Below are 14,431 nucleotides of genomic sequence, written 5' to 3' on the forward strand. Positions count from 1 at the left end.
CGTTGGTCGGTTGAGAAACGTGTGCCTGGCAGCGCAGGCTTACCGGCGGCCCTTCCAGTAGCCGCTGACCTGGTTCCAGGCCTTGCCGGCGGTCGTCATTACGGCGCGCAGCTGGTCCTTGGCAAAGATGTCGAGGTGCGGCACGGAGCTCAGCAGGTCGTAGCGCGCCGAGCCTTCGCTCATGCCCTCGGCGAGCACCTTGCAGACGATGTGGCTGGGCGTCACGCCAAAGCCCGCGTAGGCTTGGACGTAGAACACGTTCGGATGCTGCTTGAGCGAGCCGATCTGCGGAAAGAGATTCGCGCCGCAGCACAGCGGCCCGCCCCAGGCAAGGTCGATCTTGACGTCTTTCAGATACGGGAAGACCTTCAGCATCAGGCTCCGATTCCACGCCTTCAGGTCGCTGGGGACGTAGTCGAGCAGGGCCGTCGCGCTGCCGAACAGCAGGCGGTTGTCGTTGGTCACGCGGTAGTAGTCGATGATGGGTCGGATGTCGCTGTATGCACCGCGGATCGGGCTGATGCGCTTGATCAGGTCCTCCGGCAGCGGCTCGGTGCAAAGCTGGAATGCGTACGTGTTGACGGTCTTCTTGTAGATCTCCGGTTCGAGGCCGTCCAGGAAAGCGTTGCACGCCCACAGCATTTTCGAGGCACGGACGGAGCCCATCGCGGTGCGCACAACCACGCGGTCGCCGTACTCAACGCCGATCACCGGGCTGTTTTCATAGATGCGCGCGCCGTGGCTGCTGAGCGCCTGCGCTTCGCCCAGCAGCAGGTTCAGCGAATGGACGTGGCCGCCGCCCATATGCAGCAAGGCGCTTTTGTACACATCGGAGCCGACCACCTTCTGCACGTCCTGGCCGGTGTAGAGCCGGATCTCCGTGTCCGGGTCGACGGACTTGAAGCTGGCCTCCCACGCGCGCAGTGTGTTCTCCTGGCGGCTGTTGAAGCCCAGGTAGGCATAGCCGTTGCGGAAGTCCGCATCGATGCCGTATTTGGCGATGCGCTCGCGGATGATGCCCGCGCCGAGGTTGCTGATCTTGAAGATCTCCTTGAGGCCCGCTTCGCCGACATGCTTGGCGATGGCGTCGAGATCGTGGCCGATGCCTGCCATGATCTGGCCACCGTTGCGGCCGGTGCCACCATAGCCCAGGTGCTTGGCCTCGAGCACGACGATATTCTTGATGCCGCGCTCGGCGAGTTCGAGCGCGGTATTGATGCCGGAGAATCCACCGCCGATCACGACCACGTCGGCGTCGATATCGTCCTGAAGCGTGGGGAAACGCAAGTCGTATTTCTTGGTCGCCGCGTAGTAGGTGAGGGAGTCGAGCTTGTTCATCTTGAGGATCGTCGAGAAAAAGAGGGCCCGGAGCGTCGACGTTTTGCGTCGACGCTTGTGTTGGTCTGGCTTGTGAAGCGGTCCTAGATCTTCGAGTTGCCGAGCTGGCTGAAGAGGATGGGGTTGCGCGTCTTGAGCCTGCCGGCCAGCAGCAGGCCCGTGATGGCAGCGATCGGCAGCGAAGCGGTCAGCGCGTAGGACACCGTTTTGCTTGCCCCGGTGAGGACGGAGAAGTTGGCGATGGCAAGCAGCAGCACGGCGCACAGCGCAATGCCCGACAACAGCGGTAGGACGAACACGCGCAGCGTGCCTTCCGGGGCGCCTGGATTGCCGTACTTGAAGTAGCGGATGACGGCGAGTGTCGTCAGCGCCATCAGTGCGATCACGCACAACGTGGCGATGTTGGTGAGCCACGAGAACAGCGTCAGCACCGGGTCGGCTTTGGCGACGACGAAGCCGAGCACAACCACGGCGGCCAGCGCGGACTGCAGCAGCGACCCATTGTGCGGGCTCTGGTGCACCGGATGAGTCCGCCCGAGTGCCTTTGAGAGCAGCCCTTCGCGACCGCTGGCAAAGAAGTAGCGCGCCGCCGAGTTGTGGAACGCCAGCAGCCCCGCATACACGCTGGTGATGAACAGCACGCTCATCGCCAGCGTCAGGCTCTTGTTCGCATAGCGGTCGGACAGTGCGTAGAGGAAAGTCGTCGGGTCCTGCAGGGTGGAGATGGCTTTCACGATCGAATCGGCGCCGGCGCCCACCACCATGCACCAGACGGAGAACGCATAGAAGCCGCCGATCAGCAACACCGACAGGTAGGTTGCGAGTGGAATCGTGCGATGCGGGTCCTTGGCTTCTTCGCTGTAGATGGTCGTGGCCTCAAAGCCGATGAACATCGCAAAGCAGAACAGCAGGCCGATGGCCGGCGTGCCGCTGAAGATTGCGCGCTGCGTGAACGGCGCCAGCGTGGGGCCGGCCTGGCCGCCGGCCTTCAGGATCGCCACATCGAGCACCAGCACGACGAGGTATTCGCCAATCACGAGGATGGACAGCACCTTGGCGGAGAGGTCGATCTGCCTGTAGCCGAAGACCGCGATGCTCGCCATCGCGGCGAATGCGCACACCCACCAAGGCACGCTGACGTCGAGATGCTGCGCGAGAAACCCGGACGTGACCGTGCCGAACATGCCGTACAGCCCGATCTGCATCGTGTTGTAGCCGAGCAGTGCAAGCAAAGCTGCGGCGCCGCCGACGTTGCCGCCAAGCCCGCGTGCCGCAAAAGCATAGAAGCCGCCGGCATTCGTGACGTAGCGCGCCATCGACGTATAGCCCGCCGAGAACGCCAACAGGATCACGACCGTGGCGATGAGCAGCGCGGGCGTGCCCGCGCCGTTGCCGAGCATGATGCCGATCGGCACGCCGCCCGCGAGCGCGACGAGCGGACCGGCTGCGGAGATCACAAAGAAGATGATGAAACCGAGCCCCAGCGCTTCACGCCTCAGCTCGGCTGACTCCTGCGCTCCGGTTGCGATAGCCATGTGTAAGACTCCTCGATGCTTCCGCACACGCCATTGAATTTCGTGAGATGCCGGTCCGGCGGGCCCAGGCAGACGATGACATGCGATCTGGCGCCCAGTGTAGGGGTCCCAAGTTGCGGCACTTAGCCCAAATTGGCAATGAGTGATCGCCCCGGTCGGGGGCTCGCCTGCTACGCTGCCCAGCGGGTCTGGAACAGTGGCAGCATAGGCCGAAGCGGGCGATATTGAATGACTGCTGGTACAGCCGGTGAGACGGCCGCAAAGCTTGCTAAGGCAGGCATGTTCTGGGCGATCAACCGTGCCTATCTAGTCGCAGGCTCGGCAAATGCCAGTGTCGGCACATCGACGATGGTCGCGCCGCCATCTGCTACCACCACTGCACCGTTCATCGCGCTCGCGTCGTCTGAGGCGAGGAATGCGATCACCGAGGCAATCTCGCCTGCCTCGGCGGCATGCCCGAGCGGCACGTCGCGCGTGGCAAGCGCATAGGCGTCATCCAGCGTGGACAGGCCGCGTGCCGACATCAGCGTGCGCATTTCATCGTCGGCCATTTCGGTGCGCACCCAGCCGGGGCACACGGCGTTCGTACGTACGCCGTGGCGCCCGTAGTCGCGGGCGAGGGAGCGTGTGAGGCCGATCAGCGCGTGCTTGACGGTCACGTAGCCGGCGGCTTCGGGGCCCGCTGCGAGGCCCGCGATCGAACTCACGACGACGATGGTGCCGTGGCTCTCGATCAGTCTGGGCAGCGCTTCGCGCGTGACGACGAAGGCGGTATCCAGGTTGGCGCGGCACGCGCGGCGCCAGTCGTCATCGGCTGTCTGCCCGATGGCGCCGAAGCCAAAACCGCCCGCGTTGGCGACCACGACGTCGAGCCGGCCGTGATGGTCGGTGATGCATGCGAGCGCATGGCGGACCTGGACCGGGTCAGCAGCGTCGGCAACCAGCGGGATCGCGCCGAAGGCTTCGGCCACCGCATTGAGCGGTGCCTCGCGCCGGCCGAGCACGTACACGTGCGCGCCCTCCTCGCGCAAACGCGCTGCGGTTGCTGCCCCGATGCCGGTGCCGCCGCCCGTGACGAGCGCTACGTGGCCTGCGAACCGAGGCTTCATGCGGGCACCGTCGTCGTATTGAGCACGGTCGCGTAGGCGCCGACCGGGAAGTTGACGAGCTTGCCGAAGTCGTCGCCCGCGTAGCCGAAGATCTTGCCGGTGGTCTTGCACGCTTCCAGGTCGATGACGATGATGCCGAGCGTCGGCACGACCTTCTCGCGCCAGATGAAAAGATAGAGGCTGTCGCGGATCTTGCGGTAGTGGCAGCGGTCCGCATCGGCAAGCCCTTGCTCCACGCCGGAGATGCAGTGCCACGCATACATCCTGTCGTTCAGATACACGTGCTCGTAGCACTCGTGCGGGTTGTAGCGGTACAGCACGCGCTTGCCGACCAGCTCGTCCGTGTCTTCATGAACGGGCGATGCGGCGTCGAATGCGCTGTCGATGACGCCTGACAGAATCTGCACGTCGACGCTAGTCAGCTCGCGCTTTTGCCGCGCAAGCTCGACGGCAGGCGTGCTTGCGCGCGCCTGGTCTGGCAGCGTGCCGACGACGGCTGTCGCGATGCCGCGCTGCGGGTCGAGCACGAGGCTGACCGACGTCGCACGCTCCGACGATTTGATGAAATCGACAAAGTAGATGCCCTCGCGCGGCGAGGTCGCACGATACGTGTCGGTGCCGGACTGTGCGGTGCCCTTGACGCTCCAGCGCAGCGTCTCGCCGTCGACGAACGTGTGCGTGATGACGTCGCCGGCAAAGTCAATGTCGTACGCCTGGCCTGCGAGATCGGCGACAGGTGTGAGTGCGTGGCTCGAGATGGCGAAGCTCGTTCCGAGGTCGCCTACGGAGATCCAATTGGTTTCGGTCATGGCAGATGTCGATGTCGTTGATGCCCCGTTCTGATCTGACCGGGGCGGCGGATGCCAGGGGCGAGTATGCGAACCGGCGGGCGGCGTATGGGACCCGAAAATGGCAAAGGCATGGTCCGCCGAGTTGCCGAGCAGGGCGTGCTGGCTCAGGCAAATGCGAATTCAGGAAAGCTCGAGCGCACTGCGTAGCCGAAGTCGAGCACGGCGGCGGTGCCATTGGCCGGCGCGCTTGCCGGCGATGCGTAGAAGAGCACGTGGCGCGCGACGTCCGCCGGTGCGATGGCCGGCACGCCGGCGCCGTCGAAGCCACGCGTTTCGAGCCCGAGGTCGCGGCGGGACATCGGCGTGTCAACCACGCTCGGACAGACGCTGTTCACACGCACCCGAGGGTGGTCGACGCAAAGCCCCTTGGCGAGCATGAGCGCGGCCGCTTTCGACGCGCAGTAGGCGCTCATGCCCGCGCTTGCAAAGAGGCTGCTGTCCGATGCCACCAAAACGATGGTGGCGTTGGCGCGTGCTTCCAGATGGGGCAACGCATGCTTGGCACAGAGATAGACTCCGCGAACGTTGACGGCCATGACACGGTCCCATTCGTCTTGCGCAATGCCCGTGACAATCTTGCCGATCGGCCCCGAGATGCCGGCGCATGCGATCAGCGAGTCGATGCCGCCAAAGCGGGCGACGACCGTCTCGACCGCTGAGGCAACCGAGCATTCATCCGTCACGTCGGCCGGAATGACGATCAATTCGAGACCGTCGTGTTCACGAGCGATCGCGTGCCCCTGTTCGATGTCGCGGTCGAGGATGGCGACGTGCGCACCCTCTCGCAACGCGGCCTGCACGCACGCCTTGCCGATGCCGGATGCGCCGCCCGTGACGATCAGCGTCTTGCCTGTGAGCCCTAAGTCCATGTTCCGGAGTCCTTTCCGATGCTTGCGGCGGCTGGCCGGCCTTGAATGGCCAACTATCGGGTCAGCCAACGTCTTGCGAGGAGCCCGGATCGGCAAAGTGACGGGATTTCGGGGTGCGGTCAGGCAAGCGACTGGACGCCTTCCACGGCCATCGCATTTACCGACGGCAAACATGCGGCCCACGTTGCCGCCTGCTCGAGTTGGCAGTCAGTGGAAAGAGCCGCTCCTCCGCCCCGGAAGCTCGCGCGAATTGGTTGCCGATCGACAAGCCATCCGTGCTCCACCAGAGTTGCTGAGCGGCTCGAACCGTGCGGTGGATTGCGTCCGTGCCGCCTGGCCGCTTAGAAACGCTCAGGCCGGAACGGGCAAGCGTTCACGATGGGCGTCTCACCCGCCATCATTTCCGCAATTAATCGCCCAGTGATCGGGCCCAACGTCAGACCGTGGTGTGCGTGCCCAAACGCGAACCACATGCCGGCATGGCGCGGCGCGGGCCCGATGATCGGCAGCATGTCGGGCGTGCAGGGGCGTGCGCCCATCCACGGCTCGGCATCCACGCGCTCGGCCAGCGGGAAGAGCTTGCGGGCGGCGGGCTCGACGGCGTTCAGCTGGACGGGCGTCTTGGGTGCGTCACGGTGCGCGAGTTCGGCGCCCGTGGTCAAGCGGATACCGCGTGCCATCGGCACCAGCACATAGCCGCCGTCGGCGTCGAGCACTGGGTGGTTCAGCTGCGTGCCCGGCGCAGGGGCGTAATGCATGTGGTAGCCGCGCTTGACCGCCAGCGGCAGGCGATAGCCCAGGCGCGAGGTGATGACGTCCGCCCACGGCCCCAGCGCCACGACGACGTTGTCAGCACGCACTTCGCCCTGCGTGGTCTGCACAAGCCATGGTGCATTGCTGGTGAGCGAGGTCGCATCGCCTTCAAACAGGCGGCCGCCGATCTGCTCGAAATACTGCGCATACGCCGTCACCAGCGCATTCGGATCGCTCACGGAATCGGAGTCCGTATAGCGCAGCCCGCCCAGCAGCGATGGGTCGAGATGCGGCTCGGCCGCGCGCAGGCGGGCCGGGTCCAGCGTTTCGTAGCCGACGCCGTACTCGCGCTGCCAGCGCTCCACGGCGCGCGTTTCCTCGTCCTGCGTGGCGGCGTTGCGGAACACCTTGATCCAGCCGATCGGGCGGATCAGCCCGCTGGCGCCCGCCGCCTCGGCCAGCGCGCGGTGCTCGGTCACGCTGTGCGCGATGAGCGGCGCGTATGCGCGCGCAATGGCCGCGTGCCGCGCCGGATGCGAGTTGCGCCAGTACTGCCACAGAAACGGCAGCAGCCTCGGCAGATCACCCAGGTGGTAATGCACATCCGCCGACGTGTTGGTCGCATAGCGCAGCAGCGTCGGCAGGTCACGCGGGAAGGCATAGGGGTAGACGCCCTCGCGCTGGATCAGCCCGGCATTGCCGAACGACGTCTCCAAGCCCGGCGCACGGCGATCAACGAGGGCGACGGCGCGCCCGCGCTGCTGCAGGTGCACCGCCACCGAGACGCCGACAATGCCGGCGCCCAGCACGAGGGTGTCAAAGCGCATGGCCGTCTCAGGCTTGGGCGAGCGCGGTGACGGCGATTTCCACGTCGATGCCCGGGCGCATCAGGCCCGACTGCACGCAGGCGCGCGTGGGCGCATGGCCGGCCGGCACCCAGGCTTCCCACGCGGCGTTCAGTTCGGTAAAGTGCTTGGCGTCGGTCAGCCAGATGTTGGCGGAGATCAGGCGCGTCTTGTCCACGCCGGCTTCGGCCAGCAGCTTGTCGATGCGGGTGAGAATGTTGTTGGTCTGCTCGGTGATCGACTTGTAGTCGATGTCGGGCACCTGGCCGGCCAGATGCACGATGCCGTTGGCGATCACGATCTGGCTCATGCGGGCGTTGGTGTGCAGGCGTTGGATGTCGGTCATGTCGAGGTGAGGTTCGTTGGTCCGTTGGTGGTTCAGACTGCCGAGGTGCCCGTGCCGCTCGTGTTGCTTGCGGCGGCATCGAACACCGGCGGCGCGGTGACGATGGAGCGCAGTGCCGGCGTCGGCTGCGCAAGCTTGGCGAGGTCCGGACGCGGCCGCCGCAGCGTAGCAGACGCGTCGAAAGCCTGCTCAAGCGCATGCGCCACGGCCAGCGTCTTGCGGTCGCCATGGAAGGGGCCGACGATCTGCAGCCCGAACGGCATGCCGGCCTGGTCGACGCCGCACGGCAGCGACAACGCGGGGTGCGTCGTGAGCGTGACCACATACGTCAGCGCCAGCCAGCGGTAATAGTTCGCCTGCGCGCGGCCGTCGATGTGCGTGGCGTACAGCTCGCTCCACGGGAACGGCGACACCGGTGTGGTGGGCGACAGGATCACGTCGTAGTTGGCAAACGCGGCCTGGAAGCGCTTGAGGATGCGCGTCTGCTCGGCCTGGGCCCAGGCGCAGTCGGCGAGCGTCATCGATGCGCCCAGCTCGTAGTTGGCGCGCGTGTTGGGGCCGAGCGAGGCCGGGTCGCGCGCGTAGGCATCGCGCATGCCGGCGACGAAGCTCTCGGCGCGGATCACGTCGAAGCAGCGGTGCACGTCGCCCAGGTCGAACGATATGGGCTCGCACTGGCGGAACATCGGCGCGATGGCGGCCATGCGTTCGCGGAACAGCGCGCGGATGTCGGCGTCGACATCGCAGCAGCCGAAGTCTTCTGTCCAGCCGACGCGCAGGGTGCTCAGGTCGATGGAATCCGGCATGGCGAAGCTGAGTGGATCGACGTGATAGCTGAGCGGATCGCCCGCAGAGAGGCCCGCCGTGGCGGCCAGTTGCAGGCAGGCCTCGGCCACCGTGCGCCCCATCGGGCCGACCACGGAGATGGGCGTCCAGCCCAGCAGCTTGCGCGAGTTCGGCACCAGCCCCGGCGATGGCCGGAAGCCAACCACGCCGCATTTGGAAGCGGGAATGCGCAGCGAGCCGCCGGTGTCGGAGCCGGTGCAGACCGGCAGCATGTCGCACGCCAGCGCCGCCGCCGCGCCGCCGGACGATCCGCCCGCGTTCAGCATCGGGTTGAACGGGTTGCCGGTGGCGCCCCACACCGGGTTGCGCGTGTTGGCGCCCGCGCCGAACTCCGGCACGTTGGTCTTGGCCACCAGCACGGCGCCCGCCGCGCGCAGGCGCTCTACCAGCACCACGTCGCGCGCTGGCACGTTGCCGCGCGCGGTGGGCGAGCCATAGGTGGTGAGCAGGCCGGCGGTGTCTTCCAGATCCTTCACGCCGAGCGGCAGGCCATGCAGCAAGCCGAGCGGCTCGCCGGCCAGCACCGCGCGTTCAGCGGCCCGAGCGGCTTCGCGAGCTTGCGGATAGCACGTCGCCGTAACGGCATTGACAGCGGGGTTGATGGCCTCGATCCGTTCGATGCAGGCATCGAGCAGCTCGACCGGCGAGATCTCTTTGGCGCCGATCATGCGGCGCAGCTCCACCGCGGTGCGGCTGACGAGTTCAGCGTAGTGCGACATCGATCCTCCTTTCAGAGCGCTTGGCCCGTACGGTCCTTCAGCCAGATCACCGGCACCAGCGACACCAGGCATGCGGCCGCCACATACCACGCCGGCGCGAGCGGATTGCCGGAGCGCTCCACCAGCCAGCTCGCGATGAATGGCGAGAACCCGCCGAAGAACGATGCGCTCACCACATACGTGAGCGCAATGCCCGTGGCGCGCACGTGCTTGGGAAACAGCTCGGGAATCATCACCAGCACCGGCACGATCTGCGCGGCCACGAACACCGCCAGCAGCGCCGACACCGCGTACAGCGCCAGCGGCGTCGGATGCGCGCCCAGGAACGCAAACGCCGGAGTCACCGCCAGCAGCATGATGATGCGCGAGGTGACCAGCACGCGCTTGCGGCTATAGCGATCAGCCAGCCGCCCGGCAATCGGCGCGACCACGAACAGCACCAGCGAGCTGACCACGCCCGAGACCACGGCAGCCGTAGGCGACAGATGCAGCGTGCGCACCGCGTGGCTCGGCAGGAAGAACGCCGTGATGTACACCGACACCGAGCCGCCCAGCTCGGCAAACGTGCCGAGGATGGTCAGCTTCAGATGCGTGGTCAGCGCGGCCTTGAGCGCGCCTTGCGGTTTGGCTTGGCCGGGGGCGCGGTCTTCCAGCGTCTCTTCCAGCCGCCGACGGATCAGCATGCCGGCCGGCGCCGCGAAGATGCCCAGCAGGAATGGCAGCCGCCAGCCCCAGGCCAGCACCGCCTCCTTGCTGAGCGTCACGTTGATGAGCGTGGCCACCGCCGCGCCAAGCGCTAGCCCCAGCGCCGTCGCCGCGAAGTTCCAGCTCGCGAAGAACGCGCGCGTGCGGTCCGATGCGTATTCGACCAGCAGCGTGGTGCCCGGCCCGAACTCGCCGCCCGCCGCGAAGCCCTGCATCAGGCGCGCGGCCAGCACGATCATCGGCGCGAAGATGCCCGCCACGGCATAGGTGGGCGCGGTGGCGATCAGCGCGCAGGACAGCGCCATCATCATGATGGTCAGCACCATCGCTTTCTTGCGCCCGGCGCGGTCGGCATAGGCGCCGATCACTACCCCGCCCAGCGGCCGCACCACAAAGCCCACGCCAAACACCCCGATCGACAACAGGAACTGGTTGACCGGCGAGGCCGACGGAAAGAACAGCTGCCCGATCTGGATCGCGAAGTAGCTGTAGATGGTGAAGTCGTAGAACTCCAGCGCCGTGCCAATGGTGGTGGCGGCAATGACTTGCGTGCGCGACAGCGCGGGGCGGCTGTCCAGGGCGAGTGTCGACACGGTGGGCGCTCCTGCAGGTTGGAGGCGGAAATGGTTTAAGTTATCGTATACGAGAAAAAAGTGATTCTCGTATACGAGAAAACCCGGAGACCTCCAGCGTGGCCACCCGCACAAAAGCCGCCGTCCAATCCGACGACTCCGTCGACGACACCCCCGCTCAGCTCAACCACCAGGAGGTGGGCGCGCGCATCCGTGAAGCGCGCAAGGCGCGCGGGCTGACGCTACAGGAGCTGTCGGAGCGCTCGGGCGTGGCGCTGTCCACCATTTCCAAGGCCGAGCGCGGCGACATCGCGCTCACCTATGAGAAGTTTGCCGGCCTGGCGCATGCGCTGGAACTGGAGTTCGAGCAACTGCTGGGCCGTCGCCGCACGCCGGATGCCGGGCCAGTGCGGCCGACCTTCACGCCGTCGGGCGGGCAGGTCATCTACGACACGCCCAACTATGAGTACGGCATGCTGGCCGACGCGCTGACCGGCAAGCGCATGGTGCCGATGCGCGCACACATCCGCGCGCGGTCGGTGGAGGATTTTCCTGACTACATCCGCCACCCCGGCGAGGAGTTCGTCTTCGTGCTGGGCGGCAAGCTCGAATTGCGCTTCGAGAACGGCGACGTGTTCCAGCTCTCGCCTGGCGACAGCCTGTATTTCGACAGCGCGGTCGGGCATGTGTATCTGTCGGCCAGCAAGGAGGATGCGGAAGTGTTGGCGTGCTGCGTGGGGGCGGATGTGCGGTATTTGGAGGGCGCCATCTGAGGCGTCCGCCGCCCATTAGCAGGATGTGTGTTTCCGTTGGTTAACGCCGGGTCAAAACAACATTCACATTTATGAAATTCAGATGTGAACAGATTGATTTCTCCCGCAAAGCCTTGTCCGCATTGGGTTTTCGTCGTTCTTGAAAACATTGCAAACATGTCCCCCCGCCGGTAGGGGACGGCCGTTCCGGCATCAATGACACAATCCGCACAAAGCCGGACACCGCCAGCGGAATGCGGTCATGATGCATTGCGGGTCCGGACGGGGGAGCGTCATGCGGGGAACGTGGATTGCAATTTCGGCAGCACACGCGCGGGCTCACCGGCTCTATGGGGTCCGGGGGTGGCTGATCGCGGTGCTGTGGCTCAATACCTTGCCGGTGGTGCAAGGCGGCACTGTCCTGGCCATGCAGTGGATGCATGGCGCCGTGCCACGTGTGGCCGGCGTGGTGTCGGCGGTGCGGCTGCTGCAGGTGGTGCTGCCAGTGGGGCTGCTGTCGGCGGCCTTCATGCGTCTGCGCTGGTTTGCGCCGGCGCTGTTTGCCTTCGGCCTGCTGCAGCTGTTGTGGGCAGGCTACCTGCTGTGGCAGGGGCGCGATGGCGACCCGCTGGCACTGGCGCTGGTGGGCGGCATGGAGGTGCTCATCCCGGTGATGACGATGGCCTATGCCACGTGGTCCCGCCGCCTGCGGGTGACATACCGGCACGAGGTGCACGCAGATGATCCCGCCCTGGCGCCCGCCGGGCTCGATCGCCCCGCCCGCGGTGAAAGCCCGACCGATGCCACCGAGCATGCCCGCGAACGCGCCGCGCTGCGCCGGGTCGCGCATGAGCTGACCACCGGCATGCTGGATACCGAAACCTGGATGCACGTGATGCGACATCACGCGGCGGCATCGGACAGCGATCGCACGACCGCGTATGTGCGTGCGCGCATGGCGGTGTTGTGCCCGCCCGCGCATGTGCATCCGCCGGTTGGCCGGACCCTCGCGACCGGCCTGGGCGCGCTGGCGGTGAGCGTGCTGGCTGCCGCCGCGCTGGCGTGGGGCCTGCTGGCCGCGCGAGCCTGGCTGCCGGAGGGCACTGTTGAAGCGGTTGAATCGCTGGCGGGCGCGGCGCTGCTGCTTAGCTGGCTGGGTGGCCTGTTTGCCGGCGCGCGCTTTCTGCGGCAGGTGGCTTAGCGCTGCGTCGTCGGCGGCGTGCCGGGTTGATAGTCACCGCCGGCCGCCTTGACCAGGAACACCGCGGTCGTCATCTGCTGGCCGAGAATCTGCACGGCGGTGCGCTGGTTGTTGAGCAGCGACTGCTGCGCGGTGATCACGTCCAGCGAGGTGGCGAGCCCGCCTTCGTAGCGCACGCTGGCGATGTCATAGACCTTGCGCGCGCTTTCCACCGCCGCATGGGCCTGTGTGGCGGCGCGGTCCAGCGTTTGCAGCCCGGCCAGGCCATCTTCCACTTCCTGCAACGCGCCGAGCACGGTCTGCCGGTAGTTGGCGATCGCACCCTGGTAGCCCGCGTTGGCAAAGTCGACACGGGCGCGCGTGCGGCCCGCATCGAACACCGTCTGCGCGATCTGCGTGCCGAATGACCACAGCATCGACGGCGCCGAGAACAGCAGCGCGAGGTCGCGCGCCTCCCAACCGCCGCCGCCATTCAGCATCACGCTCGGGAAGAACGCGGCGCGCGCCACGCCCACCGAAGCGTTGGCGGCAGCGGCGCCGCGCTCGGCAGCAGCCACGTCGGGGCGGCGTTCGATCACGTCTGACGGCAGCGCCACCGGAATGACGGGCGGCGACCCGGCCAGCGGCACCGGATCGACGTGGAACACCGGTGCCGGCGTGCCGACCAGCGTGGCCAGCGCGTGCTCGTACTGGGTGCGCTGCTTGATCAGCAGCTCGGCCTGCGTGGCGGTGGTGTCCACCAGCGCCTGCTGCTGCGCGAGGTCCAGCCCGGAAGCAATGCCGTCCTGATGGCGCGAGCTAACGAAGTCGAGCGCCTTGCGCTGCAGCGCCAGCCCTGCCTGCACGACGGCGATCTCCGCATCGGTCTCGCGCAGGTTGTACCAGGTGGTGGCCACCAGCGCGCTCAGCAGCAGGCGGAAATTCTCCAGGTTGGCGGCCGCCTGCTCTTCATTGGCGGATGCATTGGCGACGGTGTTGCGCACGCGGCCGAACAGGTCGGCCTCGTAGCTGACATCGGCACGCACCACGAAGTCGTTCTGCACGGTCGACACGACGGGGCTGGTGAACGACGACAGCGGCCGGTCGGCCGAGGTGCGGATGCGCGCGCCGTTGGCACTGGCCGTGACTTGCGGCAGCAGGCTGGCACGCGCCACGCGGGTCAGCGCCTGGGCCTGCTCCAGGTTCGACACCGCCACCTTGAGCGACTGGTTCTCACGCAGCGCCTGCGCCATCAACTGGTTGAGCTGCGGGTCGTTGAAGCGCTGCCACCACGGGCCCTTGGGCGCATCGTCGGCGGGCTGGGCGGCACGCCAGGGCGCTTCGGCCTGCCAGTGGGCAGGCACGTCCAGGGCCGGACGCTCGTAGTGCGGGGCGAGCGAACAGCCCGCCAGCCCTGCGGCCAGCGCGGCAGCGATTGCGGTACGGCGCACGACGAGCGTGTTCATGATGCGCGCGGTGCGGAAGCCGCGGGCGCCTGGGCGGGCACCACGGTCACCGCCTCACCCTGTTCGATCGAATCGGCCGGATTGAGCACCAATGCATCGCCCGCCTTCAGGCCGGCGACGATCTCGACCGTACGGCCGTAGTCGCGCCCGATGGTGATGAGGCGCAGGTTGATATGGCCGTTCTCCACCACGGCAATGCGCGGGCCCTCCTTGCGGAAGAGCAGCGTGTTGGTGGGCACCACGAAGGCGGGCTGGCCGGGGTCGGCGGCGCTGCCGGCCATGGCCACCTGCACGTAGGCACCAGGCATCAGGCGGCCGTCCTTGTTGGGCAGCGACACTTCCACCTGCATGGTGCGCGTGGTCGGGTCGATGGCGCTGGACATGCGCGCGATGGTGCCGTGGAAGACCTGGCCGGGCAGTTCCGCCAGCGTTACGGCCACGTCCTGCCCGGCCTTCACTTGCTGCGAATACGCCTGCGGCACATACAGATAGATGCGCAGCGGATCGGTCTGCGCCAGCGTGAACAGCTCGCGGTTGGCGCCCGC

Annotated in this window: 13 protein-coding genes; 2 read left to right on the plus strand and 11 right to left on the minus strand. The window is 66.8% G+C overall.

The features are described 5' to 3' along the window. Positions 1–39 precede the first annotated feature (39 nt). The 9 genes from QZ609_RS10800 to QZ609_RS10840 form a co-directional block, all read right to left on the minus strand. Positions 40–1,338 (minus strand): FAD-binding oxidoreductase, encoded by a 1,299-nt coding sequence (locus tag QZ609_RS10800; RefSeq protein WP_295494153.1) that lies wholly within the window; start codon positions 1,336–1,338, stop codon positions 40–42. 83 nt (positions 1,339–1,421) lie between these two features. Beyond that, entirely contained in the window at positions 1,422–2,873 is a 1,452-nt protein-coding gene (locus QZ609_RS10805; RefSeq protein ID WP_295494154.1) for an APC family permease, read from the minus strand. Positions 2,874–3,175: 302 nt separating this feature from the next. Further along, complete coding sequence (locus tag QZ609_RS10810; RefSeq protein WP_295494155.1) at positions 3,176–3,982, minus strand: SDR family oxidoreductase; 807 nt, start codon at positions 3,980–3,982, stop codon at positions 3,176–3,178. Next, positions 3,979–4,791 (minus strand): molybdenum cofactor biosynthesis F family protein, encoded by an 813-nt coding sequence (locus QZ609_RS10815; protein ID WP_295494157.1) that lies wholly within the window; start codon positions 4,789–4,791, stop codon positions 3,979–3,981. The genes QZ609_RS10810 and QZ609_RS10815 overlap by 4 nt, the downstream gene beginning before the upstream one ends. A gap of 146 nt (positions 4,792–4,937) precedes the next feature. Next, positions 4,938–5,876 carry an SDR family oxidoreductase gene (locus tag QZ609_RS10820; RefSeq protein ID WP_295494159.1) on the minus strand — a complete coding sequence of 313 codons (939 nt, stop codon included), beginning with the start codon at positions 5,874–5,876 and terminating at the stop codon, positions 4,938–4,940. A 167-nt stretch (positions 5,877–6,043) separates the two neighbouring features. After that, positions 6,044–7,282: an FAD-binding oxidoreductase gene (locus tag QZ609_RS10825; RefSeq protein WP_295494160.1), complete on the minus strand. Its 1,239-nt coding sequence runs from the start codon at positions 7,280–7,282 to the stop codon at positions 6,044–6,046. 7 nt (positions 7,283–7,289) lie between these two features. Continuing rightward, positions 7,290–7,646 (minus strand): RidA family protein, encoded by a 357-nt coding sequence (locus QZ609_RS10830; protein ID WP_295494161.1) that lies wholly within the window; start codon positions 7,644–7,646, stop codon positions 7,290–7,292. 32 nt (positions 7,647–7,678) lie between these two features. Then, positions 7,679–9,211, minus strand: coding sequence for an amidase family protein (locus QZ609_RS10835; protein WP_295494163.1), 1,533 nt, complete (start codon positions 9,209–9,211; stop codon positions 7,679–7,681). 11 nt (positions 9,212–9,222) lie between these two features. Further along, positions 9,223–10,509: an MFS transporter gene (locus QZ609_RS10840; RefSeq protein WP_295494165.1), complete on the minus strand. Its 1,287-nt coding sequence runs from the start codon at positions 10,507–10,509 to the stop codon at positions 9,223–9,225. 98 nt (positions 10,510–10,607) lie between these two features. Between QZ609_RS10840 and QZ609_RS10845 the strand changes: the two genes are divergently transcribed. Continuing rightward, complete coding sequence (locus QZ609_RS10845) at positions 10,608–11,261, plus strand: XRE family transcriptional regulator (RefSeq protein ID WP_295494166.1); 654 nt, start codon at positions 10,608–10,610, stop codon at positions 11,259–11,261. 355 nt (positions 11,262–11,616) lie between these two features. Further along, positions 11,617–12,441, plus strand: coding sequence for a hypothetical protein (locus QZ609_RS10850; protein ID WP_365901368.1), 825 nt, complete (start codon positions 11,617–11,619; stop codon positions 12,439–12,441). On the opposite strand, the gene QZ609_RS10855 is transcribed toward QZ609_RS10850, so the two are convergent. Further along, the gene (locus QZ609_RS10855; protein ID WP_295494169.1) at positions 12,438–13,886 is read right to left on the minus strand and encodes an efflux transporter outer membrane subunit; all 1,449 of its coding nucleotides are present in this window, start codon (positions 13,884–13,886) and stop codon (positions 12,438–12,440) included. The two genes, QZ609_RS10850 and QZ609_RS10855, sit on opposite strands and share 4 nt — an antisense overlap. Then, positions 13,883–14,431: efflux RND transporter periplasmic adaptor subunit (locus tag QZ609_RS10860; RefSeq protein ID WP_295494171.1), on the minus strand; the 549-nt coding region annotated here is incomplete at its 5' end. The genes QZ609_RS10860 and QZ609_RS10855, both read right to left, overlap by 4 nt.

Source organism: uncultured Ralstonia sp. (assembly GCA_913056305.1).
In the GTDB taxonomy this organism is placed as follows: Bacteria; Pseudomonadota; Gammaproteobacteria; order Burkholderiales; family Burkholderiaceae; genus Ralstonia.

Bases quoted from the DNA above. Each gene is read 5' to 3' on its own strand.
- QZ609_RS10800 (WP_295494153.1), bottom strand. From the start codon at position 1,338: ATGAACAAGCTCGACTCCCTCACCTACTACGCGGCGACCAAGAAATAC.
- QZ609_RS10805 (WP_295494154.1), bottom strand. From the start codon at position 2,873: ATGGCTATCGCAACCGGAGCGCAGGAGTCAGCCGAGCTGAGGCGTGAA.
- QZ609_RS10810 (WP_295494155.1), bottom strand. From the start codon at position 3,982: ATGAAGCCTCGGTTCGCAGGCCACGTAGCGCTCGTCACGGGCGGCGGC.
- QZ609_RS10815 (WP_295494157.1), bottom strand. From the start codon at position 4,791: ATGACCGAAACCAATTGGATCTCCGTAGGCGACCTCGGAACGAGCTTC.
- QZ609_RS10820 (WP_295494159.1), bottom strand. From the start codon at position 5,876: ATGTTTGCCGTCGGTAAATGCGATGGCCGTGGAAGGCGTCCAGTCGCT.
- QZ609_RS10825 (WP_295494160.1), bottom strand. From the start codon at position 7,282: ATGCGCTTTGACACCCTCGTGCTGGGCGCCGGCATTGTCGGCGTCTCG.
- QZ609_RS10830 (WP_295494161.1), bottom strand. From the start codon at position 7,646: ATGACCGACATCCAACGCCTGCACACCAACGCCCGCATGAGCCAGATC.
- QZ609_RS10835 (WP_295494163.1), bottom strand. From the start codon at position 9,211: ATGTCGCACTACGCTGAACTCGTCAGCCGCACCGCGGTGGAGCTGCGC.
- QZ609_RS10855 (WP_295494169.1), bottom strand. From the start codon at position 13,886: ATGAACACGCTCGTCGTGCGCCGTACCGCAATCGCTGCCGCGCTGGCC.